The 22,817-nt window shown below is 73.3% G+C and carries 20 protein-coding genes; 14 read left to right on the top strand and 6 right to left on the bottom strand.

Features of this window, described 5'->3' with window-relative positions; translation table 11 throughout:
* Positions 1-29: 29 nt before the first annotated feature.
* A complete protein-coding gene (locus tag FXF52_RS01820) occupies positions 30-1,583 on the top strand; it encodes a fused MFS/spermidine synthase (RefSeq protein ID WP_148793350.1) in 1,554 nt (517 codons plus the stop codon).
* Between the two features lie 71 nt (positions 1,584-1,654).
* The gene (locus FXF52_RS01825) at positions 1,655-3,253 is read left to right on the top strand and encodes a serine/threonine-protein kinase (protein ID WP_148793352.1); all 1,599 of its coding nucleotides are present in this window, start codon (positions 1,655-1,657) and stop codon (positions 3,251-3,253) included.
* A 62-nt stretch (positions 3,254-3,315) separates the two neighbouring features.
* Here the strand turns inward: FXF52_RS01825 and FXF52_RS01830 are convergent, their stop codons facing one another.
* Together FXF52_RS01830 and FXF52_RS01835 are read right to left on the bottom strand one after the other, a co-directional pair.
* A complete protein-coding gene (locus FXF52_RS01830; RefSeq protein WP_148793354.1) occupies positions 3,316-3,984 on the bottom strand; it encodes a TrkA family potassium uptake protein in 669 nt (222 codons plus the stop codon).
* Positions 3,974-5,308 (bottom strand): TrkH family potassium uptake protein, encoded by a 1,335-nt coding sequence (locus FXF52_RS01835; protein ID WP_148793356.1) that lies wholly within the window; start codon positions 5,306-5,308, stop codon positions 3,974-3,976. Before FXF52_RS01835 ends, FXF52_RS01830 begins: the two co-directional genes overlap by 11 nt.
* Positions 5,309-5,414: 106 nt before the next feature.
* Here FXF52_RS01835 and FXF52_RS01840 point away from each other — a divergent pair, with 106 nt between their 5' ends.
* The 8 genes from FXF52_RS01840 (at position 5,415) to FXF52_RS01880 (ending at position 12,847) form a co-directional block, all read left to right on the top strand.
* Positions 5,415-6,530 carry a glycerophosphodiester phosphodiesterase gene (locus FXF52_RS01840; RefSeq protein ID WP_148793357.1) on the top strand — a complete coding sequence of 372 codons (1,116 nt, stop codon included), beginning with the start codon at positions 5,415-5,417 and terminating at the stop codon, positions 6,528-6,530.
* Positions 6,531-6,946: 416 nt separating this feature from the next.
* Positions 6,947-7,072 (top strand): hypothetical protein, encoded by a 126-nt coding sequence (locus tag FXF52_RS42815; RefSeq protein ID WP_255471712.1) that lies wholly within the window; start codon positions 6,947-6,949, stop codon positions 7,070-7,072.
* Positions 7,073-7,313: 241 nt separating this feature from the next.
* Positions 7,314-8,510: a substrate-binding domain-containing protein gene (locus FXF52_RS01855; RefSeq protein ID WP_148793361.1), complete on the top strand. Its 1,197-nt coding sequence runs from the start codon at positions 7,314-7,316 to the stop codon at positions 8,508-8,510.
* A 3-nt stretch (positions 8,511-8,513) separates the two neighbouring features.
* Positions 8,514-9,257, top strand: coding sequence for an ABC transporter ATP-binding protein (locus FXF52_RS01860; RefSeq protein WP_148793362.1), 744 nt, complete (start codon positions 8,514-8,516; stop codon positions 9,255-9,257).
* Complete coding sequence (locus FXF52_RS01865) at positions 9,257-9,982, top strand: ABC transporter ATP-binding protein (RefSeq protein ID WP_148793364.1); 726 nt, start codon at positions 9,257-9,259, stop codon at positions 9,980-9,982. Before FXF52_RS01860 ends, FXF52_RS01865 begins: the two co-directional genes overlap by 1 nt.
* Positions 9,979-10,869: a branched-chain amino acid ABC transporter permease gene (locus FXF52_RS01870; RefSeq protein ID WP_148793365.1), complete on the top strand. Its 891-nt coding sequence runs from the start codon at positions 9,979-9,981 to the stop codon at positions 10,867-10,869. The genes FXF52_RS01865 and FXF52_RS01870 overlap by 4 nt, the downstream gene beginning before the upstream one ends.
* A complete protein-coding gene (locus FXF52_RS01875) occupies positions 10,866-11,981 on the top strand; it encodes a branched-chain amino acid ABC transporter permease (protein ID WP_148793367.1) in 1,116 nt (371 codons plus the stop codon). The genes FXF52_RS01870 and FXF52_RS01875 overlap by 4 nt, the downstream gene beginning before the upstream one ends.
* 116 nt (positions 11,982-12,097) lie before the next feature.
* Positions 12,098-12,847, top strand: coding sequence for an SDR family NAD(P)-dependent oxidoreductase (locus FXF52_RS01880; protein WP_148793368.1), 750 nt, complete (start codon positions 12,098-12,100; stop codon positions 12,845-12,847).
* A 104-nt stretch (positions 12,848-12,951) separates the two neighbouring features.
* On the opposite strand, the gene FXF52_RS01885 is transcribed toward FXF52_RS01880, so the two are convergent.
* Positions 12,952-13,764, bottom strand: coding sequence for a hypothetical protein (locus FXF52_RS01885; protein ID WP_148793370.1), 813 nt, complete (start codon positions 13,762-13,764; stop codon positions 12,952-12,954).
* A gap of 143 nt (positions 13,765-13,907) precedes the next feature.
* Between FXF52_RS01885 and FXF52_RS01890 the strand changes: the two genes are divergently transcribed.
* The 4 genes from FXF52_RS01890 to FXF52_RS01905 all read left to right on the top strand — a co-directional run bounded on the left by FXF52_RS01890 (position 13,908) and on the right by FXF52_RS01905 (position 19,317).
* On the top strand, positions 13,908-15,764 hold the full coding sequence (locus tag FXF52_RS01890; RefSeq protein ID WP_148793372.1) for a BTAD domain-containing putative transcriptional regulator: 1,857 nt from the start codon (positions 13,908-13,910) through the stop codon (positions 15,762-15,764).
* A 37-nt stretch (positions 15,765-15,801) separates the two neighbouring features.
* Positions 15,802-17,988 carry a RecQ family ATP-dependent DNA helicase gene (locus tag FXF52_RS01895; protein ID WP_148793374.1) on the top strand — a complete coding sequence of 729 codons (2,187 nt, stop codon included), beginning with the start codon at positions 15,802-15,804 and terminating at the stop codon, positions 17,986-17,988.
* Between the two features lie 110 nt (positions 17,989-18,098).
* On the top strand, positions 18,099-18,329 hold the full coding sequence (locus FXF52_RS01900) for a heavy-metal-associated domain-containing protein (RefSeq protein WP_148793376.1): 231 nt from the start codon (positions 18,099-18,101) through the stop codon (positions 18,327-18,329).
* 61 nt (positions 18,330-18,390) lie between these two features.
* The gene (locus tag FXF52_RS01905) at positions 18,391-19,317 is read left to right on the top strand and encodes a hypothetical protein (RefSeq protein WP_148793710.1); all 927 of its coding nucleotides are present in this window, start codon (positions 18,391-18,393) and stop codon (positions 19,315-19,317) included.
* Between the two features lie 13 nt (positions 19,318-19,330).
* Here the strand turns inward: FXF52_RS01905 and FXF52_RS01910 are convergent, their stop codons facing one another.
* The 3 genes from FXF52_RS01910 to FXF52_RS01920 all read right to left on the bottom strand — a co-directional run bounded on the left by FXF52_RS01910 (position 19,331) and on the right by FXF52_RS01920 (position 22,808).
* The gene (locus tag FXF52_RS01910; protein ID WP_148793377.1) at positions 19,331-19,747 is read right to left on the bottom strand and encodes a helix-turn-helix domain-containing protein; all 417 of its coding nucleotides are present in this window, start codon (positions 19,745-19,747) and stop codon (positions 19,331-19,333) included.
* Between the two features lie 131 nt (positions 19,748-19,878).
* Positions 19,879-21,054 (bottom strand): SAM-dependent methyltransferase, encoded by a 1,176-nt coding sequence (locus tag FXF52_RS01915; RefSeq protein ID WP_148793379.1) that lies wholly within the window; start codon positions 21,052-21,054, stop codon positions 19,879-19,881.
* A gap of 107 nt (positions 21,055-21,161) precedes the next feature.
* Positions 21,162-22,808 (bottom strand): DEAD/DEAH box helicase, encoded by a 1,647-nt coding sequence (locus tag FXF52_RS01920; RefSeq protein WP_148793381.1) that lies wholly within the window; start codon positions 22,806-22,808, stop codon positions 21,162-21,164.
* Positions 22,809-22,817: the final 9 nt, after the last annotated feature.

The following is a 22,817-nucleotide window of genomic DNA, read 5'->3' on the forward strand; positions in this document are numbered from 1 at the left end:
CGCCGGGAACGCTGCGTAGCATCGCCACGGTGAGCAGCACATCGTCCGACGTCGAGGTGGGGTTGGCGCCGAGCGCCCTGGCCCCGCCCCGGGCCCTGCCGAACGGGCTCGCCGCGTTCCTCGTCTTCCTCTCCAGCGGGGCCGTGCTGGTGCTGGAGACCGTCTCGCTCCGGCTGGTCGGCCCGTACGTCGGGGTGACCCTCCAGGTGACCAGCGCGGTCATCGGCATGGCGCTGGGCGCCATCGCGTACGGGGCGTGGATGGGCGGGTGGCTCGCCGACCGGTGGGACCCGCGCACCCTGCTCGCCCCGGCCCTGGTGCTGGCGGGCATCGCCACCGCGGTCACCCTCCCCGTCGTCCGGTACGCCGGCGAGGCACTGCGCGGCAGCGCGGCGAGCGGGGTGCTCCTGTTGACCGCGCTGGCGGTGCTGGTGCCGGCGGCGCTGCTGGCCGGGGTGACCCCGCTGGTGGTCAAGCTCCAGCTCGCCGACCTGCGCCGCACCGGCCAGGTGGTCGGCCGGCTCTCCGGCATCGGCACGCTGGGCGGGATCACCGCCACCCTGGTCACCGGCTTCGTGCTGGTGGCGGCGCTGTCCAGCACGGTGATCGTGCTCGGGCTGGCGGCGGTGCTGGGGGTGACCGGGCTGGTGCTCGGGGCGTACCTGCGCCGCCGGTCGGGGACCGGGCTGCCCGCCTCGGCCCGGGTGAAGGCCGCCCTGGCGGTGCTCGGCCTGGCCGCGGCGGGCCTGTCCGCGGTCGCCCCGAACCCGTGCGACGTGGAGACCGCGTACCACTGCGCGAAGGTGGAGACCGACCCGCAGTGGACGCAGGGGCGCGTGCTCTACCTCAACTCGGGCGAGCATTCGTACGTCGACCTGGCCGACCCGACCCGCCTGAAGTACGCGTACACCCAGTGGATCGGCCTGGTCGCGGACCTGGCCGCGCCGGCGGGGCGGCGGCTCGACGCCCTGCATCTCGGCGGCGGTGGCTTCACCATGCCGCGCTACCTCGCCGCGACCCGGCCGGGCACCGACAACCTGGTCTTCGAGATCGACGGCGGGCTGGTCGACCTGGACCGGCGGGAACTGGGCGTACGCACCGGGCCGCAGCTGCGGGCCCGGATCGGGGACGCCCGGGTGCTGGTCGGCGCCGAGCCCACCGACAGCCGCGACTTCATCGTCGGCGACGCCTTCGGCCACCTGGTCGTGCCCTGGCACCTGGCCACCCGGGAGATGGCCGCCGAGGTCCGTCGGGTGCTCCGACCCGGCGGGATCTACGTGCAGAACGTCATCGACGTGCCGCCGGGCCGGTTCATCCGGGCCGAGCTGGCCACCGTCCGGGCCGAGTTCCGGCACGTCGCGCTGATCGCCCCGCCCTACGGGATCGAAGGGCGGTCCGGCGCCAACTTCCTCATCGTCGCCTCGGACGCGCCGCTGCCGCTGGCCGGCGTCCAGAGCCGGCTGGGCTTGCTGCCCGAGCCGGCCGGCCTGCTCTCCGGCGGGGAGCTGACCGGGTACGTCGGCGACGCGCTGGTGCTGACCGACGACTACGCCCCGGTGGACCAGCTCCTCGCGACCGCCTGAACGGATGACTTTCCTGACCGATTCCGACTCCTCAGGTGTACGGCGGTCCTGTCCGGGCAACAGGACCGACCATGGGTGCAGCGGTGAGGGGCGGCGCGCAGCTGCTGGGTGAGCGGTACCGGCTGGTCGAGCAGCTCGGTGCGGGGGGCATGTCGGTGGTCTGGCGCGGCTATGACGAGGTGCTGGGTCGCCAGGTGGCGGTGAAGGTGCTCGCCTCCCGGCTCGCCAGCGACAAGGCGTTCCGGCACCGGATCCGGATCGAGGCGCAGGCCGCCGCCCGGCTCTGCCATCCCAACATCACCAACGTGTACGACTACGGCGAGTCCGAGCAGGCCGGGTTGACCGTGCCGTACGTGGTGATGGAGCTGGTCGACGGCGGCCCGCTCAGCGCCCGGCTCGGCCGCGGCGGGCAACTGCCCTGGCGGGAGGCGGTGACCATCGGCGCGGAGGTGGCGTCGGCGCTGGCCACCGCGCACGCCCGGGGCGTGGTCCATCGGGACGTGACCCCCGGCAATGTCATGCTCACCCCGACCGGGGTGAAGGTCGTCGACTTCGGCATCTCGGCGCTGGCGGGGGAGAGCGAGAAGGGTCCGGACGGCGCCCTGCTCGGCACGCCCGCTTACCTGGCCCCGGAGCGGCTGGACAACGGCCAGGTCTCCCCGGCCACCGACGTGTACGCGGTCGGCCTGCTGCTGTACCGGATGCTCACCGGCCGGCTGCCCTGGCAGGCCAGCACCACCACCCAGATGCTGCGGGCCCACATGTACCACGATCCGGAGCCGATGCCGCCGGTGGTCGGGCTCCCCGACGAGGTCGCGCAGCTGGTCCGGCAGTGCCTCGCCAAGCGCCCCGAGGATCGCCCGGCGACCGCCGAGGTGGCCCGTACGCTCGCCGACGCGGCCGGCATCGCGGCGATCGTGCCGGTCTCCCCGGCGCTCGGCCAGTTCGACCCGACGCTGGTGGAGAACGCGGGAACGACCATCCTGCCCTGGTCGGCGGAGACTGACGCGTTGCCCTTCTCCGCGATCCGCACCCGTACCCGGGCCGCTGCCCGGCGGCGCAAGGTGGAGGCCGGGGTGGCCGCCGCCGGCCTGGTCGCGGTCACCGCCACTCTGTGGGGGTTGACCTCGAAGAGCCCGGCCAGCGGCGGGGTCGAACCGACCCAGGCTCGGATGGACCTGCCGCAGTCGATCCCCTGCGCCGTCGACTACTCGCTGCAGCGGGACTCCGGCAAGGACTTCACCGCGGAGCTGACCCTGACCAACACCGGCAGCCGGGAACTGCGCGACTGGACGATGAGCTTCACCTTCCCCGGTCGGCAGACCGTGACGAGAGCCCAGCCGGCGGTCGACCAGCAGGGGCGGGTCGTGCAGCTTCACGCACCGGCCACCGACCCGGCGCTCGCGCCGGGCGCGTCCCGGAAGATCTCGCTGAGCGGTAGCTACACGGGGGGCAACCTGCTGCCGGTGGAGTTCAAGGTCGGCGACAGCAGCTGCGGCGTGCAGGTCTCCGGGGTGGCTGGTTCGGTGCCGCCCACCACCGCGCCCCCGACGCCGGCGAAGCCGACGAAGGCGGCCCCGAAGGCCGGCGCGGCGAAGAGCAGCGGCAGCCGGGCGAAGCCCGGCAAGCACGGCAAGGGCAAGGAGGACGGCAAGGGAAAAGGCGAGTGACCGAGGGAAAGGGGGAGCACGGCGGCAAGGACAAGGACACGAGCAGGAAGAAGAAGTGACGCTCAGCCGAGCGAGGCGAAGCGCTGCACCTGGCCGATGCTGCCCTCCACGATGAGCACGCTGTCCCGTTGCAGCACCGTGTCCGGACCGGCGTAGCGGAACGGCTCGTCGGGCAGCTTCGCGCCGACCACCATCACCCCGTACCGGTCCGCCGGGGACAGTTCGCGCAGCGGCCGGCCCACCATCGTCTGCGGTACGCGTACCTTGGCGATCGCGAAGTCGTCGCCGAACTCGATGAAGTCCAGCATCTTGCTGATGATCAGGTGCGCGACCCGCTCGCCGGTCTCCGCCTCCGGGAAGATCACGTGGTGGGCCCCCACCGAGCTGAGGATCTTCGCGTGCTTCTCCGAGGTGGCCCGGGCCCAGATCTGCGGGATGCCCAGCTCGGTCAGGGCCAGCACGGTCAGCACGCTCGCCTCCACCGAGGCGCCGATGGCGACCACCACCCGCTGGAAGTCCGCCACGCCGATCTGGCGCAGCACGTTCTCCTCGGTGGAGTCCGCCTGCACCACCCGGTCCAGCCGCGCCGACCAGCGCTGGACCCGTTCCTGGTCGCCGTCGATGGCCAGCACGTCGTGATCGAGGTGCGCCAGCGAGCCGGCCAGGCGCGAGCCGAACCGGCCGAGGCCGATCACCACGATGCCGCTGTCGTCCGTCTTCCTAGCCGACAATGGGTTGCTCCTCCGGGTAGCGGTACTGGCGTCGTCGGGTGTTCAACGCGATCGCGGACCCGAGGGTGAGCGGGCCGACCCGGCCGATGTACATGAGCGCGGTCAGCAGGTACTTCCCGGGCTCGTTCAGCTCTGGGGCGAGCCCGACCGACAGTCCGGTGGTGCTGAACGCGGAGGTGACCTCGAAGAGCGCCGCGTAGTAGCGGACGTGCCGGCTCGCCGCGATCACCACTGCCGTGCCGGCGACGACCAGCGCCACGCTGAGCAGCGCCACGGTCAACGCCTGCCGCTGGCTGGCGGTGGCGACCCGTCGGCCGCCCGCCGTCACGTCCGGTTCGCCGCGTAGCTCGGCCCAGATGACGAAGGCGAGCAGGAAGAAGGTGGATACCTTGATCCCGCCGGCGGTGCTGGCGCTTCCGCCGCCGATGAACATCAGGACGATCAGCAGGGGATAGCTCTCCTCGCTGAGCCGGCCGACGTGGATCACGTCGAAGCCGCCGGTGCGGCTCAGCGTGATCTGGGTGAACGTGGCCAGCACCTTCCCCCGGGTGTCGAAGGTGCCGATGGTGGCGGGATTGCGCCACTCGGCGAACAGCAGGGCGCCGAAGCCGAGCGCGATCAGCGCCAGGCTGCCCCAGATCGTCAGCTTGGTGGCGACCGCCCAACCCCGCGGCCGCCGCCACTCCCGGACCGCCTCGAAGATCGCTGGGAAGCCCAGCCCACCGATGAACGCGCCCAGCCCCAGCGGCAGCGCAACCCAGGGGTCGCGGGAGAAGGCGACCAGGCCGTCGGAGTAGAGGCTGAAGCCGGCGTTGTTGAACGCCTGGATGGAGTGGAAAGCGGCCGACCACAGGGCCCGCCACGGGGGGTAGCCGTAGGTGAGCCAGAGCCGGCCGGTGAGCACCGCCGTCATCACCGCCTCGGTGACGAAGACCGTCGCCGCGATCCGGGTCAGCAGCCGGCGGACGTCACCGACGCCGAACTCGGCGGTCTCGGCCTGCACCAGCAGCCGGTTGCGCAGGCCGAGTTGGCGGGAGACCACCAGGATCACCAGCGCCGCGACGGTCAGGATGCCCAGGCCGCCAAGCTGCGTCAGCACGGTGATCATCGCCAGGCCGAAGCCGTTCCAGTAGTTCGGGGTGTCGTTGACGGCCATGCCGGTGACGGAGACCGCCGAGGTGGCGGTGAACAGTGCGGTCAGGAACGGGGTGTACCGGTGGTGGCTGGTGGCCCAGGGCAGCATGAGCAGGCCGGTGCCGACCAGGATCACCGCCAGGAACCCGAACGGCACCAGCCGCACGGGATGACGGAGCAGGCGGCGCACCAGGTCATCTTCCGTCCGGAGATTCACCGGCAGGTCAGGAACCGACCAACTGCCGGACAACCCCGGCCGGTCTGCTGTCCGTACCCATCGACGACAGGAGACGGCGTTGCGACGTACCCTTTCCGCCCTCGGCACGGCCGGCGCGCTGCTCGCGGCGGCAGTGGTGGTGCCGGCCGTGGCCGCCCAGGCCCGGCCCGAGGCCGCCGCCGAGCGGTCCCGGGCGGACAACCACCCCATCGTGATCGGCCATCGGGGCGCGAGTGGCTACCGACCCGAGCACACCCTGGAGGCCTACCGGCTGGCGATCCGGATGGGCGCCGACTACATCGAGCCGGACCTGGTCTCGACGAAGGACGGCATCCTGGTCGCCCGGCACGAGAACGAGATCTCGGGTACGACCGACGTGGCCGCCCACCCCGAGTTCGCCGCCCGCCGGACGACCAAGCGCATCGACGGGGTCAGCGTCACCGGCTGGTTCACTGAGGACTTCACCCTGGTCGAGTTAAAGACGCTGCGGGCCAAGGAGCGGCTGCCCCAGGTGCGGGTGGCCAACACCGCGTTCGACGGGAAGTTCGAGGTGCCGACCTTCCAGGAGGTCATCGACCTGGCCCGGGCCGAGTCGAAGGCCCGCGGCCGGACCATCGGCGTCTACCCGGAGACCAAGCACCCCAGCTACTTCGCCTCGATCGGGCTGCCGCTGGAGGAGCCGCTGGTAGCGGTGCTGACGGCCAACAAGCTGACCCACCGCAACGACCCGGTCTTCATCCAGAGCTTCGAGACGGCCAACCTGCGCAAGCTCAACGGCATGATCGACGTCAAGCTGGCCCAGCTGCTCGACGCCACCGGCCGTCCGTATGACTTCACCCTCGCCGGCGACACCCGGACCTACGCCGACCTGGCCTCTGCCGCCGGCCTGGCCTGGGTCGCCGAGTACGCCGACGGCGTCGGCGCGAACAAGAACCTGATCGTCCCCCGGGACGCGGCCGGCAAGCTGCTCGCCCCGACCATGGTGATCCGGGACGCGCACCGGGTGAAGCTGCTCGTGCACGCCTGGACGTTCCGCGCCGAGAACCAGTTCCTCCCGGTCGACTTCCGCATCGGCACCGACCCGAACGCCCGCGGCGACATCACCGCCGAGTACGAGCTCTTCTTCAAGCTCGGCCTGGACGGCGCCTTCGCCGACCAGCCGGACACCGCCGTGGCGGCCCGCGCCGGCCGCTGAACGGCGTCCGCGCCGGGGCGCTCGGGACCCGGCGCGGCGCTCCGACGACGTGGGGTGTCCGGCGATGTCCGGGCACCCCACGTGCCGTTCTGGTTCGCGCGTCGTGATCGACTCCGTATCGGGGATCTGGCGGTGTCGGGGTCCCGCTGACACCGCAACCTCGCGTATCTGGAGTGGATCTAGATTCAGCCGGGCCGGGCGAGGTTGTCCGCGTCGGGTCCTTTGGGGCTGATGGCGCGAACGATTCAAGCGGGGGCCCCGTGTGCCTGAATCGTTTACGTCATCAGGTCTGTAGGGGGTGCGGACCTTACTGTCCGGGGCGCTCGGCGACGTAGGTGCCGCGGCCGGGGTAGCCGGTGATCAGCTCCCGATCGTGCAGCAGCGACAGGGCCCGCGAGGCGGTGGCAGGCGCGACCGTGTCGACCGAGGACGCCCAGTCCGTACGCCACTGGGTCTACTGCGACCGGCTGCTCGACGGCGGCCGGCGTTGCCCGCGCCCGGCCGACCACGACGGGGCGTGCGGGTCTGGAGCGCCCGGGTAGGCGGTCCGGCGGCCCTCGCGGGTGGCCGCTCCGCGATGGCGGGGCGCGACACACCGGCCGGCGCATCGATGGCGGCGGAGGCCATCCGGAGTCGGTGCGGTTACGCGGTGATGTCGGGGGTTGTTACATGCGGCCATCCTGCCCCGATCACTTGTGTGTTTCCGCCACATAGCCCGTGGGTGACGTCACTTCTAGCGTGAGCCGACAACTGACGTTCCCCCTGTCCTCACCTGGAGTCGCAATGACGATCCGGCACACGCGACGGGTGTTCCTTTCCGCCGCCACGATGATGGCGGCCGCGGTGGCCGTCACGGCCTGTGGCAGCCCGCAGGACACCGCCTCCGGCGGCGGCGACGCCGCCCCGGTCAAGGTTGGCCTGGTGTACTCCCAGTCCGGGCCGCTGGCCAGCTACGGCAAGCAGTACATCGAGGGTTTCAAGGCCGGCCTCGACTTCGCCACCAAGGGCACCGGCAAGGTCGGTGACCGGAAGATCGAACTCACTGAGGTCGACGACGCGGGTGACCCGGCGAAGGCGGTCTCCGCGGCCAAGGACCTGATCGGCAAGGGCACGAAGATCATTGCCGGCTCCACCTCCTCGGGTGTGGCTCTCCAGGTGGCCCCGATCGCCGCGCAGAACAAGGTGCTCTTCATCTCCGGGCCGGCCGCCACCGACGCGGTGACCGGGGCGAACAAGTACACGTTCCGCTCGGGCCGGCAGTCCTACCAGGACGTGGTGACCGCCAAGTCCTTCATCGGCGACGCCACCGGCAAGAAGGTGGTCGTGTTCGCCCAGGACGGCGCCTTCGGTGACGCGAACGAGGCCGCTGTCAAGGCGGTGATCGGCGGTGCCGGCGCGACCGTGAGCAGCGTCCGGGCCCCGGCGAGCGCCACCGAGTTCACCCCGTTCGCCAGCCAGATCAAGGCCGCCAAGCCGGATCTGCTCTTCGTCGCGTGGGCCGGCACCACCGCCCCGGCGATGTGGCAGACCCTCGACCAGCAGGGCGTACTCGCCTCCACCACGGTCGTCACCGGCCTGGACATCCGGGCCTCCTGGCCGACCTTCGGCGCGGCCGGCAGCAAGATCTCCTTCCTGTCGCACTATTTCGACGGGGCCAGCGACACCGAGGCCGCCAAGGCGCTGAAGGGCAAGGTCGGCACGGTGGACCTGTTCCACCCGGACGGCTTCGCCGCCGCCCAGATGGTGGTCCGCGCCGTGCAGGAGGGCGGCGACGACGTCGATAAGATGATCAAGGCGCTGGAGGGCTGGCAGTTCGACAGCGTCAAGGGCCAGATGACCATCCGGCCCGAGGACCACGCGCTGCTCCAGCCGATGTACCAGGCCAAGCTCACGGGCAGCGGCACCGCCTACACGGCGACCGCCCAGAAGACCCTGACCGGTGACGAGACCGCGCCGCCGGTCACCCAGATGAAGGGCTGATCCGTGCTCGCCACCCGCGGTCTGACCTGGCGGATCGGTGAGGTCGCCATCGTCGACAGCGTCTACCTCGACCTCGCGCCCGGCGAGTTCCTCGGCGTGATCGGTCCGAACGGCGCCGGCAAGACCTCCCTGTTCAACCTGATCACCGGCCTGCGCCGGCCCACCGAGGGGCGGATCCTGCTGGACGGGGAGGACGTCACCGCCCTCCCGCCGCACCGGCGGGCCCGCCTCGGGCTGGGGCGTACCTTCCAGGCGTCCTCGGTGTTCGGCTCGCTGACGGTGCGGGAGAACGTCCGGCTCGCCGTACAGGCGCACCGGGGTGGCTCGATGAAGCTGTGGCGGCGGGCGGCGGCCGACCGGGACGTGGCCGCCGCCGCCGACGCGGCGCTCGACCGGGTCGGCCTCGCCCGCCGGGGTACGGCGCTCGCCGGCACCCTGGCCCACGGCGAGAAGCGCAAGCTGGAGATCGCCCTGCTGCTCGCCGGGGAGCCCCGGGTGATGCTGCTGGACGAGCCGATGGCCGGGGTCAGCGCCGAGGACGTGCCCGAGCTGGTCGCCGTCATCAAGTCGTTGACCGGCGACAGCGGGCGGTCGGTGCTCATGGTGGAGCACCACATGGACGTGATCCTGGAGCTGGCCGACCGGATCGCGGTGATGCACCACGGGGCGCTGCTGGCCTGCGACACCCCGGACACGGTGATGGCCAACGCCACCGTGCAGGAGGCGTACCTGGGGGAGGCACTCTGATGACGGAACCCGTCCTCAGCGTCGAGAACCTGTCGGTGCGGATCGCCGGGCTGCACATCCTCCAGGGGGTGTCGTTCGAGGTCGCGTCCACCGGGGTGACCGTGCTGCTCGGGCGCAACGGCGTGGGCAAGACCACCACCCTGCGGGCCGTCGTCGGGCTGACGCCCCGCAACGGCGAGGTGCGCGGCACGGTCCGGATGGGTGCCCGCAGCCTGCTCGCCCGCCCCACCCACCGGCTGGTCCGCGACGGCCTCGGCTACGTGCCGGAGGACCGCTGCGTCTTCGCTGGCCTCACCGTCGCGGAGAACCTGCGGCTCGCCGAACGGCGGGGCACCACCCCGGCGTACGACAAGGTCTTCGCGCTCTTCCCGGAGCTGGACCGGCGCGGACGGCAACGGGCCGGCTCGCTCTCCGGCGGGCAGCAGCAGATGCTCGCCATCGGCCGGGTGCTGCTCAACGACAACCGGCTGCTGCTGATCGACGAGCCGACCAAGGGGTTGGCGCCCAAGGTGGTGACCGAGGTGGCCGAGGTGCTGGAGCGGGTGGCGGAATCCGTGCCGGTGCTGCTGGTCGAGCAGAACCTGGCGGTGGTCCGGCGGCTGGCGAAGGACGCGGTGGTGCTTTCCGCCGGCCAGGTGGCCTGGACCGGGAACGCGCAGGAACTGCTGCTGGAGACCGCGCTGACCAAGTCGCTGCTCGGGGTCGGCGCGGAGGTGAAGGCATGAGCACGGTGATCCTGCTGACGCTGACCGGGCTCGGTCTGGCGGCGCTCTACTTCCTGGTCGCCTCCGGCCTGTCCCTGGTCTTCGGCCTGGCCGACGTGCTCAACTTCGCGCACGGCCTGTTCCTCGGCGTCGGGGCGTACGCGACCTGGTGGGCGGCCGGCAACCTGCCCGGCGCCGGCTCGGGCGGGTTCGGTTTCGTGGTGGCGGTCGCCTTCGGCGTGCTCGCCGGGGCGCTGGTGGCGGTGCTGGTCGAGCTGGTGCTGATCCGGCCGCTCTACTCCCGCACCATCGAGCAGGTGCTAGTCACCGTCGGCCTATCGCTGGCCGGGGTGGCGCTGCTCCAGGCCACCTGGGGCGCCGACGCGCGGCCGTTCCCGCGTCCCGCGTGGACGCGCGAGGTGACCTCGATCCTCGGTGCGAACGTGCCGAACGCCGGGCTGCTGCTGATCATCGCCGCGGTGCTGGTGCTCGGCGGGCTGCTCGCCTTCCTCCGCTTCACCCGGTACGGCCTGATCATCCGGGCCGGGGTGGAGAACCGGGAGATGGTGACCGCGCTCGGCATCGACGTCCGCAAGGCGTTCACCCTGGTCTTCGCGATCGGCGGGGCGGCCGCCGCGCTGGCCGGCGCGCTCGGCGGGGTCTACTTCGGCACCGTCTCGCCCGGGCAGGGCGGCTCGCTGCTGATCTTCGCGTTCATCGTGGTGGTGATCGGCGGGATGGGGTCGGTGGTCGGGTCCGCGTACGCGGCGGTCGCGGTCGGGCTGCTGCAACAGTTCGTCAACTACTACGGCACGTCCGGGCTGGGCGACCTCTGCGTGGTCGGGCTGCTCGCCGTGGTGCTGCTGCTGCGTCCGCAGGGCCTGGCCGGAAAGGTGGCAACGGCATGACCGAGGTGAAGAGCCCCGAGGTTGCGGCGCCGCCCGCGCAGGTGCCCGACGAGCTGACCCCCGGGCGCTCCCGCTGGCACGGACTGCGCCCGTACGCGCCGCTGGCCGCCCTGGTGGTGGCGGCGATCGTGCCGTACTCGACGGTGAACCTGCCGGGCGTCTTCGAGGGGCCGCTGAACTCGCCGGGCACCCTGCAACTGCTCGCCATCTGCCTGGTGTTCGGCGGCCTCGCGGCCGGGTACGACCTGCTCTTCGGGCGGACCGGGATGCTCTCCTTCGGGCACGCGCTCTACTTCGCCGCCGGCGTGTACGGCACCGACGTGCTGGTCACCCGGGGCGGGCTGCCGCTGTGGCAGGCGGCCCTGCTCACGATCACCGGCGGGACGGTCCTCGCCGCGCTGCTCGGCGCGGTCGCGCTGCGTACCGTGGGAATCGCATTCGCCATGGTGACGTTGGCCTTCGCCCAGGTCGGGGCGATCCTGGTGGCCCGCGACTTCGGCGGCCTCACCGGCGGCGAGGAGGGGCTGCCACTGGACGTCTCCGGGCTGCCGTCCGCCCTGGTCGGGGTCGCCAACACGGTGAACCTCTACTGGCTGGCGCTGGCGTACCTGGCCCTGGTGGTCTTCGTGGTGCATCGGGTGAGCGGCTCGCCCACCGGTCGGGTGCTGGCCGGGCTGCGCGACGACGAGCGCCGGATCGGGGTGCTGGGGCTCGACCCGTACCGGTTCAAGCTGGTCGCGTTCACCCTGGCCGGCGGGCTGGCGACGGCGGGCGGGGTGGTCTACTGCCTGATCGTGGGTGGTGCGAGCCCGCACGTGACCTCATCGGAACTGACCCTGTCGCTGCTGGTCATGGTGGTGCTCGGCGGTCCCGGCACCCGGTGGGGCCCGGTGCTCGGCGGCGTCCTCTACATGTACCTGGACCACCGGCTGACTGCCTTCGGCACCAGCGACGCGGTGAACAGCCTCCCGGCGTTCCTCAGCCACCCGCTGTCCCAGCCGCTCTTCGTCCTCGGCACCGTCTTCATCCTGGCCGTCTACTTCTTCCCCGGCGGCCTGGCCAGCCTCCGCACCCGCCTGCACCCCCTCCTGACGGCCCGCCGCCGCCGCTGACCCACCGCGGGCCGCCCCTGCCCGCCCCGTTGATCATGAAGTTATTGTCGCGACACGCCGTTGGCGGCGGCGATAACTTCATGATCGACGAAGGTTGAGCGGAGGGGAGGCGGCCGGTGGGGGAGAGCAGGTTCGCGGTGGTGAGCGGGGGCGGGACCGGGATCGGGGCCGCCGTCGCCGGGGGACTGGTGGCCGACGGGTACGACGTGCTGATCGTGGGGCGGCGGGCGGACGTGCTGCTGGCCACCGCCGAACGGATTTCGGCGGAGTGCGGGCGGCCGGAGGCGGTCAGTGCGGTCACCGCCGATCTCACCGACCCCGCACAGCTCGCCGGGGTGGTCTCGGCGGTAGGGGAACGGACCGTCGACGCGGTGGTGAACAACGCCGGTGGGTATCTGGGCGGCCCGACCGACACGCTCGCCGACGTGGCGGCCTGGTGGCGGGCCAACCTGGACGCCAACGTGCTCACCGCCGTCCTGCTCACCGAGGCGCTGCGCCCCGCCCTGCGCCGCCCCGGCGGCCGGGTGCTGCTGATCAGCTCGATCGCCGCCCAGCGCGGCGGGGCCGGGCCGTACTCGGCGGCGAAGGCGGCGCTGCACGGCTGGGCGTACGACCTGGCCACCCAGCTCGGTCCGGAGCAGATCACGGTCAACGTGGTCAGCCCCGGGTACGTCGCGGAGACCGAGTTCTTCGGCGACCGGATGACCCCGGACGGGCACGCCAAGCGGGTCGCGGCCACCCTGGTCGGGCGGGCCGGCGTACCGGACGACATCGCGGCGGCCGTCCGCTACCTGGTCAGCCCCGCCGCCGGCTACGTCACCGGCCAGGTCCTCGGGGTCAACGGCGGCTCGGTCCTCGGTCGCTGAAGTGAGGAGGGGTCCCCGCTTGACGCCAGGCATCAAGCGGGGACCCCTCCGGTCACGGCAGGGCGGCGACCCCCCGTGTGGCCGCCGCTCCGCCGCGTCGTCGGTCAGATGTTCAGCAGTTCGTACGCCAGCGCGGGCGCCTTGGTCACCGCGCTCCCGGTCGGCGCGGTGATCTTCGGCGTGCTGCCGAAATCGGTGTAGGCGACGACGTACTGGTACGCCTTGCGGCCCCCGGCCGCGGGCATCTCCAGCACCAGCGAGGACAGGTGCCCGTCCGGCCCGACCAGCGCGGTGAACGGCACCTGCTTGCCGGCCTCGCCGAGCGCCGCCGCCTCGCCCTCGTCCAGCGCCTTAACCGCCTCGCCGCCGGTCACGTCGATGACCCCGGCGTACTTCCCGGGGCCCTGCTGCTCGACGGAGGTCGCCGCGTCGATCAGCGGGCCGGCGTTGCCCTGGTCCGCGCCGTCGTAGCTCGGCACGCCGCCGCCGTCGGTGAGCTTGGTCCTGTCCAGCGCCATCCACTTGTCCGGGAGCTTCGGCAGGCCCGGGCGGCCGCTGAACTTCGCCTTCATCCAGACCTGGTCCTCGATGACCAGGAACGACATCTTCACGGTGACGCCGTCCTCCGGCGGCATCGCCATGTTCATCTCCATCGCCTTCGACGCCGGGTCGATCCGCCCGCTCAGATCGCTGGAGGCGTCCTTGCCGGTGAACCGGAAGGCACCCGCGGCCTCGTCGGGAACTGCGTCGAGGAGCGCCTGCTTCGGGTTGGCGGTCGGGCTGGTGGCCGAGCCGTTCCCCGGCGCGGCGTCGTTCTTCGGTCCGCAACCCCCGAGCAGGGTGGTGGCGGCCAGCATGGCCGCGACCGTGCCCAGCGTCCGGCGGACGGTTCCGGCGCTGCCCGTTGCCTGTGTCATCGCAGTTCTCTTTCTCGCTTGCGTGGCCTCTGCCGACGACGATGCTGGGGGCCGCGACGGTGGTTCGGCTGCCGATATGCTGCCGTCCGACTGCCGTGCACTGCCGGTCCGCACGGCCGGGGGTGTAGGAGCGGGGAAGTCGCATGTCAGAGGCGTTGCGCTTCGAGATCCTCGGTCCGCAGCGGGCCTGGTACGCCGACCGTCCGCTCGACCTCGGCGCCGGCAAGCAGCGGGCCGTGCTCGCCGTGCTGCTGCTCTCCGCCGGCCGCCCGGTCTCCACCGGACAACTCGTCGAGGCGGTCTGGCCGGAGGAGCCGCCCGCGAACGGCCCCAACGTCGTGCAGAAGCACGTCGCCGGACTGCGCCGGGTGCTGGAGCCGGACCGGTCCCCCCGTACGCCCGGGCGGGTGCTGACCCTCACCGACGCCGGCTACCTGCTGCGGATCCCGCCGGAGTCGGTGGACGCGGCCCGCTTCGAGCGCGGCGTGCAGCGGGCCCGGCAGCAGCACGCGGCCGGGCGTACCGCCGAGGCGCTGGCGGAGCTGACCGCCGCGCTGGACCTGTGGCAGGGGGAACCGTTCACCGGGTTCCCCGGGCCCTACTTCGACACCGCCCGGCACCGGCTGGTGGAGCTGCGGGCCGTCGCCCTGGAGACCCGCGTCGAGCTGGCACTGGAGAGCGGGCGGCACCGCGAGCTGGTCGGCGAACTGGTCGAGCTGGTGGCCGAGTTCCCGGTCCGGGAACGGCTGCGGCACCAGCTCATGCTGGCGCTGTATCGCAGCGGCCGGCAGGCGGAGGCGCTCGCCGCGTACCGGGAGTTCGCCGGGCTGCTCCGCGAGGAGTACGGCATCGAGCCCGGCGAGGTGCTCCAGGAGTTGCACGGGCGGATGCTGCGCTCGGACGCCACGCTGCTGCCCGCGCGCACCGCACCGGCCTCGGCCCCGGCCGTGCCGGCTCAGTCGGCGCGCCCGGTCGAGACGGTCGCCGTCGCCACGGCCGCCGCGCCGGTCGCCCCCGGGAGCCCGGCGACGCCCGCCGCACCGGTGGCGTTCGAGGACCCGGCCACGCCAGCCGCGCCGGGGGCGTTCGAGAACCCGGCCCCGCCCGCCGCGCCGGTCGCGTTCGAGAACCGGACCGAAGCTGAGCCGGTCGCTGTGGCGGGGCCGGTCGGTCCCGCGCAGCCGGTTCCGGCCTCGCCGCCGGACTGGGGTGCTGGCCCGGTCCCACCGCCGGCGGGCTGGCTGCCGCCCGGCACCGCCACCGGGCCGGCGCAGGTCTGGCCCGCCGGCCCGCCGCTGGGGCCGGTGCCGATGCCCGCGGTCCCGCGTGGCGGCGTGCCACCCTGGCTGAGCATCGGTACCACCGTGGTGGCCGTGCTCACCGCCCTGGGCTCCTTCGGCTTCCTCACCTGGCTGGTGGTGCTCCTGTACGCGGTCTGGCGACGGAGCTGGCGCAACGGTCTCGCGGCGGCCTACTACCTGACCACGGCAGCGACCTGCCTGAGCACCGTCGGCACCAGCGAGACGGAAGACGTAACGGATTTCGAGGCCTTCCTGATCACCATCTGGCTGATCACCTGGCTGGCGGGCGCGGTGCACGTCGTGCTGCTCAACGGCCGGCTGCTCGGCTGGTTCCGCGCCCGCTGGCGTCGCCGGCCGACGACGGAGGACCGCCGGCTGCGCCGGGAGCACGCCCGCTACCTGCTCTACCACTACCCGACGGCGCGCGGGGAGCTGCACATCGGCCGCCCCGACCTGCCCCGGGCGTACGACGACGGTGGTCTGGTCGACATCAACGCGGTGGCGGACCAGGTGCTCCTCGGGTTGCCCGGGCTGAGTCCGACGCAGGCGCAGCATCTGATGCTGGATCGGCGCGTGCGCGGCGCGTACGCCTCGATGGAGGAACTGGCCGCCCGGTGTCTGCTGCCGCCCGCCGTGAGCGAACCGCTCCGCGAGGTGCTGCTCTTCCTGCCGCCTCCGTCGGCCTACCGGCCCTCGTGATCCCGGCCGTCGCCCGGATGCCTGGTAGAAATGCCGGATGAGCCAGGATCGGGTGGCCGTACGGGAGCGGGCCGAGGCGGTGCTGCGGCGGCTGGCGGGCGAGCACGCCCGGCTGCGCGAGGACCAGTGGCGGGCCATCGAGGCGCTGGTGGTGGACCGCCGGCGCGTGCTCTGCGTGCAACGCACGGGCTGGGGCAAGTCGGCCGTCTACTTCGTGGCCACCGCGCTGCTCCGCCAGGTCGGCGCCGCCGGACCCGCCGCCGACATGGGAGGCGAGGCAGCCGGCCCGACGGTGATCGTCTCGCCGCTGCTGGCGCTGATGCGCAACCAGGTCGGGTCGGCGGCCCGGGCCGGCATCCGGGCCCGCACCATCAACTCGGCCAACCTCGACGAGTGGGACGAGATCACCGCCGAGATCCACGCCGGGGCGGTCGACGTGCTGCTGATCAGCCCGGAACGCCTCAACAACCCGGACTTCCGCGACGGCGTGCTGCCGAAGCTGGCCGCCACCACCGGGCTGCTGGTGGTGGACGAGGCGCACTGCGTCTCCGACTGGGGGCACGACTTCCGGCCGGACTACCGCCGGCTGCGGACCTTCCTCGGCAACCTGCCCGAGCGGACCCCGGTGCTCGCCACCACCGCCACCGCCAACGCCCGGGTCACCGCGGACGTCGCCGAGCAGCTCGGTACCGAGCTGACCGCTCCGGCCGCCCAGCGACCGGACGTCCTGGTGCTGCGCGGCACCCTCGACCGGGAGTCGCTCCGGCTCGGCGTGGTCGACCTGCCGAGCCCGGCCCACCGGCTGGGCTGGCTCGCCGACCACCTCGACGGGCTCCCCGGATCCGGGATCATCTACACCCTCACCGTCGCGGCGGCCGGCGAGACGGCGGAGTTCCTCCGCGCCCGGGGCTGGCAGGTGGCCGCGTACACCGGCCAGGCCGACGACGCCGACCGCCGCGCCGCCGAGCAGGACCTGCTGGACAACAAGATCAAGGCGTTGGTCGCCACCAGCGCGCTCGGCATGGGCTTCGACAAGCCCGACCTCGGCTTCGTGGTGCACCTCGGCGCGCCGCCCTCGCCGATCGCCTACTACCAGCAGGTCGGCCGGGCCGGCCGGGCCGTGGAGCACGCCGAGGTCCTGCTCCTCCCGGGTGCCGAGGACGCGGCCATCTGGCGATACTTCGCCTCGCTCGCCTTCCCGCCCGAGCAGCAGGTCCGCGCGGTGCTCGCCGCGCTGCACACCGACCGGCCGATGTCCACCCAGGCCCTCGAACCGATCGTCGACCTGCGCCGGACCCGGCTGGAGCTGATGCTCAAGGTGCTCGACGTGGACGGCGCGGTCCGCCGGGTGCGCGGCGGCTGGCTCGCCACCGGCGAGCCCTGGGTCTACGACGAACCCCGGTTGCGCCGCGTCGCCCAGGCGCGCACCGCCGAGCAGCAGGCCATGCTCGGGTACGCGAGCACGACCGGCTGCCGGATGCGCTACCTGCGGGAATGCCTGGACGACAGCGGGGCGGGCGACTGCGGCCGCTGCGACAACTGCGCCGGCCAGGTGGTCGGTCCCGAGGTCAGCGACGCCGCGCTCACCGCCGCGCAGACCTTCCTCGGCCGCCCCGGCGTGGCGATCGCGCCGAAGAAGCTCTGGCCGACCGGCCTCGACGCGGTGGGCGTACCCCTCAAGGGGCGCATCCCCCCAGCGGAGCAGGCGCTGCCCGGCCGGGCCGTGGGTCGCCTCTCCGACCTGGGCTGGGGTGGCCGGTTGCGCGGCCTGGTCGGGCCGGACGCGGCGGACGGTCCAGTCCCCGACGACGTGGCGGCGGCGGTGGTCGAGGTGCTGAAGGCGTGGGCGCACGGCGACGACCCGTGGCCGCGCCGGCCCGTCGCCGTGGTGGCGGTCGATTCCCGCACCCACCCGGCGCTGGTCGGTTCGCTCGCCGAGCGGATCGCCACCGTGGGCCGGCTGCCGCTGCTCGGCCGGGTCGCCCGGACCGGTCCGTCGGGCTCCGCGGGGCCGCGCGGCAACAGCGCCCAGCGGGTACGCGCCCTGCACGACGCCTTCGCGCTGCCCGACGAGCTGGCCGACGCCCTGGCCGGGCTGGCCGGGCCGGTGCTGCTCGTCGACGATCTGGTCGACTCCGGCTGGACCATGACCATGGTGGCCCGGCTGCTGCGTCGGGCCGGCGCCCCGGAGGTGCTCCCGCTGGCCCTCGCGGCCGCCGGCTGACGTTGTCGTCCACGGGTCGGCGAAAGTTCCCGGGCCGGCCGGATTGCGAGCGTCGCCACCGTCACCGACGGTCAGCCGAGCGGCACCGTACCTGGCGGTACCGTGGGCGCATGACCGAGCAGCGACCCGTCACCCAGACGTACGCCGTTACCGGGATGACCTGCGAGCACTGCGTGCGGGCGGTGACCGAGGAGCTGTCCGCGCTGCCCGGCGTCGAGGAGGTCCGGGTCGACCTCACCGCCGGCACGGCCACCCTCACCAGCGTCGAGGCGCTGCCGGTCGAGACCGTCCGGGCCGCCGTCGAAGAGGCGGGCTACGAACTGGCCGGCGGCGTTGCCTGAGTCGCCGTCCGTCACCGCTCCCGAGGCCCCGGCCGAGCCGGCGCCCGAGCCCGGCCGTGACCTGACGCCGGGGGAGGGCGTGGTGGACCGGGCCACGCTGCGGCTCGCCCTGGTGGTGGGCGGGCTGGTGCTCGCCGTGCTGCTCGGCTTCGGCCTCGGCCGGCTGAACCCGCCGCCGACCACCGCGTCCGGCGCCGCCCCGGCGACCGCGACGCACACCCACGCGCCGGGCACCGGCGCGCACTCGCACGGCGGGGCCACGGTCACCCAGGGCGACGGCGTGGACGCGGCGGGGCTCTCGCTCAGTTCGGCCGGCTACACGCTCACCCCGTCGACCGTGGAGTTCACCGCCGGCCGGGCCGGTGAGCTGCGGTTCCAGATCCGGGACGAGCGGCGGCGGCCGGTCACCCGGTTCGCCGTCGTGCACGACAAGCCGATGCACCTGATCGTGGTGCGCCGCGACCTCACCGGCTACCAGCACCTGCACCCGACGATGGCGGCGGACGGCACCTGGTCGGTGCCGCTGACCCTGCCCGAGGCCGGGGTCTGGCGGGCGTACGCCGACTTCACCGCGGTCGCCGACGACGGCCGGCAGACCGCCGTCACCCTCGGCATCGACCTGGCCGCGCCCGGCGGGTACGCGCCCCGGCCGCTGCCGGCCCCGGCCACCTCGACCACGGTCGACGGGCTCACCGTCGGGTACGAGGGCACGCCGAAGGCGGGGGCGGCCGTGCCGCTGCGGTTCCAGGTGCTCACCTCCGGCGGCACGGCCGCCCCGCTCGAGCCCTACCTCGGCGCGTACGGCCACCTGGTCGCGCTGCGCGAGGGCGACCTGGGCTACGCGCACGTGCACCCGGAGACCCGGCGGGACGGGGAATCGGTCACATTCTCGTTCAGCGCGCCCGGGCCGGGCCGCTACCGGATGTTCCTCGACTTCCAGGTCGGCGGCGTGGTGCGTACCGCCGCGTTCACGGCGACGGTCGACTGAGAAACCGCCGGCGTCAGCCGGCCCGGCGGACCGGGCGGCGGGCCAGGTAGCGGAGCAGGTCGCGGATGTGGTGCTTCTCCTCCGCGGGGACGTGGGGATCGGCCAGCCGCTCCAGGATCACCCGGACGTCCGCCTCGACCGGGGCGTCCTCCAGGCGCCGGCGGGGGACCTGGCCGGCGTCGGGGAGACCGAGGGCGCGGAAGGCCGCCGCCACCGGCAGGTCGAGCGCGGCGCAGAAGCCGCGCACCTTGGCCAGTTCGGGGTAGTCCTGCCAGTCGCCGGCCAGCCAGCGGAACACCGTGGACCGCCCCACGCCGGTGTGCGAGGCCAGGTCGGTCACCGTCCAGCCGCGCTCCTCGCGGGCGTCGTCGATGGCGCGCCGCACGAAGCGGGCGAAGGCCATCTGCGGCGAAACTTCTGCGGAACCCATCCCCCGGGTCTTCCCTTTCCGGCCGGAGCACCCCTCGGTGCGCCTCCGAGGGTAGTACGAAGGCACGTCGAAGTAACCGACTGATCGGCCGGGTGACTCAATGGCCGGGACGACACATCGGTTGCCCCCGGTCAACTAACGTGACCCGCGGCGGCTCCGGCCGGCGAGTCCGCGAGCAGCGTCTCCAGGCGGGGTGTCACGCCCCACTGGTCGATCAACTCCCGGTATTCCGCCCGCTGTTCGGCGGCCGGCGGGTTGCCGGTGCGGCGGGCCCGGATCAGCAGGTTGCGCGGGGTATGCCGGGAGTCGACGAACTCCACCACCTCGGCGCGGTAGCCGTGCAGCCGGAGCAGGCCGGCCCGCAGCGCGTCGGTCAGCACGTCCGCGAACCGCTCGCGCAGGATGCCCTGCCGGGTGAGCAGCCCGTACGGCCCGGGAGCCGTACGGGAGCGGAGCTGGGCCGCCACGTCGTGGTGGCAGCAGGGGGCGGCCAGCACCCAGCGGGCGTTCCACCGGACCGCGCGGGCGAGCGCCTCGTCGGTGGCGGTGTCGCAGGCGTGCAGCGCCAGCACCAGGTCGGGTGCCGGCTCGACCACCGCGTCCGCGATGGTGCCGGCCACGAAGCTGACCCGGTCGGCCCAGCCCAGCCGCTCGGCCAGCTCGCTGTTGCGGCGGCGCTGGTCCTCGCGGACGTCCACCCCGACCAGCGTCACGTCCAGCCCGCGTTGGATCAGGTAGCGGTGGGCCGCGAACGTCAGGTAGGCGTTGCCGCAGCCGAGGTCGACCACCCGCAACGGCCCGGTCAGGTCGTCGGGCAGGGTGGCCGCCAGAGCGCGCAGGAACGCGTCCACCTGGCGGCGCTTGGCCGCCGAGCCGCCGATCTCGGCGAAGATCGGGTCGCCCGGGTCGAGCAGGTAGTCCTTGGTCCGGTCGTGGGCGCCCGGCTCCGGCGCCGGTCGGCTCGCCACGGCCCGGTGCACCTGCGCCTCGCCGGACTTGGTCACCCGGAGCTGGAGCGTGCTGTCGGCCGTCTCCACGTGCCAGTTGCCGAAGGGCTCGGCGAGCAGCGCGTCGATCGCCGCGCCGGCCTCCGCGCCCGGCGCCACGTTACGGGTGTACGGCCGGGCGCCGTCCGAGGTGGAGATCTGCAGCCGCGGGCCGGCCTTCAGGGTGACCGGGCGCAGCTCGGCGCGGACCACCGAGGGGCGCTGGCCGCGGCGCCGACCCGCGGCGACCGCCCGGGTCAGGGCGGGGTCGAGTAGCAGCGCCCGTACCTCGGTCAGGGCGGCGTCCAGCGGTTCCGGCATGGCCTCATCTTCCTCGTCGTCGGGCAGTCTGTTGATCCACCCCAGGTACGCGACATGGGGGTGTCAGGCAGGTCCTGACACCCCCATGTCGCCGAAGCGGGTGTGAATCAGTCGGCGGTCGCCTCGGCCGGCGTACCGCTGCCCGCACCACCGCCACCACGGCGGCGACGGCGGCGGCGCGGCTTGGCTGCCGCCTCGCCCTCGGCGGCGACCGACGCGGCCGGCTCGGCCCCACCCTCGGTGGTGACCACGGCGGTGGGCTCGCCGGCGAGCACCTCGCCGGCCCGGCGGCGCCGGCGGCGGCGCGGTGTGCGGGTGCCCTCGGACGCCTCGGCACCGGTGTCGCCCTCGGCGGGCGTCGCGCCGGCGTCGCCGCCCCGGCCCTGCCGGCGCTCGCGGCCCCGGCCCTCGCCGCGCCGCGAGCCGCGCTCGCCCCGCCGCGACCGGCCACCGCCCAGGTCCTCCTCGACCTCCGCCGACAGCCCGGCGCGGGTGCGCTCGGCGGTCGGCAGGGTGCCGCTGACCTCCCGGGAGATGTCCAGGTCGGTGTAGAGGTGCGCGGAGGTGTGGTACGTCTCCGGCGGCTCGGGCATGTCGAGTCCGAGGGTCTTGTCGATGATCCGCCACCGCGGGACGTCGTCCCAGTCGACGAAGGTCACGGCGACACCGGTCGCCCCGGCCCGGCCGGTACGCCCGATCCGGTGGGTGTAGGTGTCCTGGTCCTCGGGGCAGTCGTAGTTGATCACGTGGGTGACGCCGGTGACGTCGATGCCCCGGGCCGCCACGTCGGTGGCGACCAACGTGTCGATCTTGCCGGCGCGGAACGCGCGCAGCGCCCGCTCCCGGGCGCCCTGGCCCAGGTCGCCGTGGACGGCGGCCACCGCGAAGCCGCGGAAGTCCAGGTCCTCGGCGACCCGGTCGGCGGCCCGCTTGGTCCGGGTGAAGATCATGGTGAGGCCCCGCCCCTCCGCCTGGAGGATCCGCGCCACGATCTCGATCTTGTTGAGCGAGTGGGTGCGGTAGGCCAGCTGCTTGGTCTGCGGGTTCGGGCCGGTCTCGGCGGTGTGCCCGGCGTGGATGGTGATCGGGTGGCGCAGGAAGCGCCGGGACAGCGCGACGATCGGGTCCGGCATGGTGGCCGAGAAGAGCATGGTCTGCCGGTCCTCCGGCAGCATCGCCAGGATCTTCTCGACGTCGTCCAGGAAGCCCAGGTCGAGCATCCGGTCGGCCTCGTCGAGCACCAGCGCGTGCACCCGGTCGAGCCGCAGGTGCTTCTGCTTGGCCAGGTCCAGCAGCCGGCCCGGGGTGCCGACCAGGATCTCGACGCCCTTGCGCAGCGCCTCGACCTGGGGCTCGTAGGCCACGCCGCCGTAGATCGGCAGCACCCGGACGCCCCGGGTGCGGCCGGCGGCGTCCAGGTCCTTGGCGACCTGGAGGCCCAGCTCACGGGTGGGTACGACGACCAGTGCCTGCGGCACGCCGTCGCCGCCCTCGGACGGGGCGAACACCCGCTCCAGCAGCGGGATGCCGAAGCCGAGGGTCTTGCCGGTGCCGGTCGGCGCTTGGCCGATCAGGTCGACGCCGCGCAGCGCGATCGGCAGCGCGTATTCCTGGATGGCGAACGCGCGGGTGATGCCGGCGGCCGCGAGAGCCTCGACGGTCTCCTGTCGGGCGCCGAGTGCGGCGAAAGTGGGAGCTTCCGGACGAACCGGAGCGGTGGGAGCCAGTTCTTGGCCCTGAATCTGCTCACTCATATGGATTTG

The organism is Micromonospora sp. MP36 (assembly GCF_008119785.1).
Taxonomy (GTDB): Bacteria; Actinomycetota; Actinomycetes; order Mycobacteriales; family Micromonosporaceae; genus Micromonospora.

Coding starts and splice junctions, on each gene's coding strand:
- FXF52_RS01875 (WP_148793367.1), top strand. CDS start 10,866: ATGACCGAGGTGAAGAGCCCCGAGGTTGCGGCGCCGCCCGCGCAGGTG.
- FXF52_RS01890 (WP_148793372.1), top strand. CDS start 13,908: ATGTCAGAGGCGTTGCGCTTCGAGATCCTCGGTCCGCAGCGGGCCTGG.
- FXF52_RS01855 (WP_148793361.1), top strand. CDS start 7,314: ATGACGATCCGGCACACGCGACGGGTGTTCCTTTCCGCCGCCACGATG.
- FXF52_RS01885 (WP_148793370.1), bottom strand. CDS start 13,764: ATGACACAGGCAACGGGCAGCGCCGGAACCGTCCGCCGGACGCTGGGC.
- FXF52_RS01900 (WP_148793376.1), top strand. CDS start 18,099: ATGACCGAGCAGCGACCCGTCACCCAGACGTACGCCGTTACCGGGATG.
- FXF52_RS01865 (WP_148793364.1), top strand. CDS start 9,257: ATGACGGAACCCGTCCTCAGCGTCGAGAACCTGTCGGTGCGGATCGCC.
- FXF52_RS01920 (WP_148793381.1), bottom strand. CDS start 22,808: ATGAGTGAGCAGATTCAGGGCCAAGAACTGGCTCCCACCGCTCCGGTT.
- FXF52_RS01895 (WP_148793374.1), top strand. CDS start 15,802: ATGAGCCAGGATCGGGTGGCCGTACGGGAGCGGGCCGAGGCGGTGCTG.
- FXF52_RS01915 (WP_148793379.1), bottom strand. CDS start 21,054: ATGCCGGAACCGCTGGACGCCGCCCTGACCGAGGTACGGGCGCTGCTA.
- FXF52_RS01910 (WP_148793377.1), bottom strand. CDS start 19,747: ATGGGTTCCGCAGAAGTTTCGCCGCAGATGGCCTTCGCCCGCTTCGTG.
- FXF52_RS01825 (WP_148793352.1), top strand. CDS start 1,655: ATGGGTGCAGCGGTGAGGGGCGGCGCGCAGCTGCTGGGTGAGCGGTAC.
- FXF52_RS01870 (WP_148793365.1), top strand. CDS start 9,979: ATGAGCACGGTGATCCTGCTGACGCTGACCGGGCTCGGTCTGGCGGCG.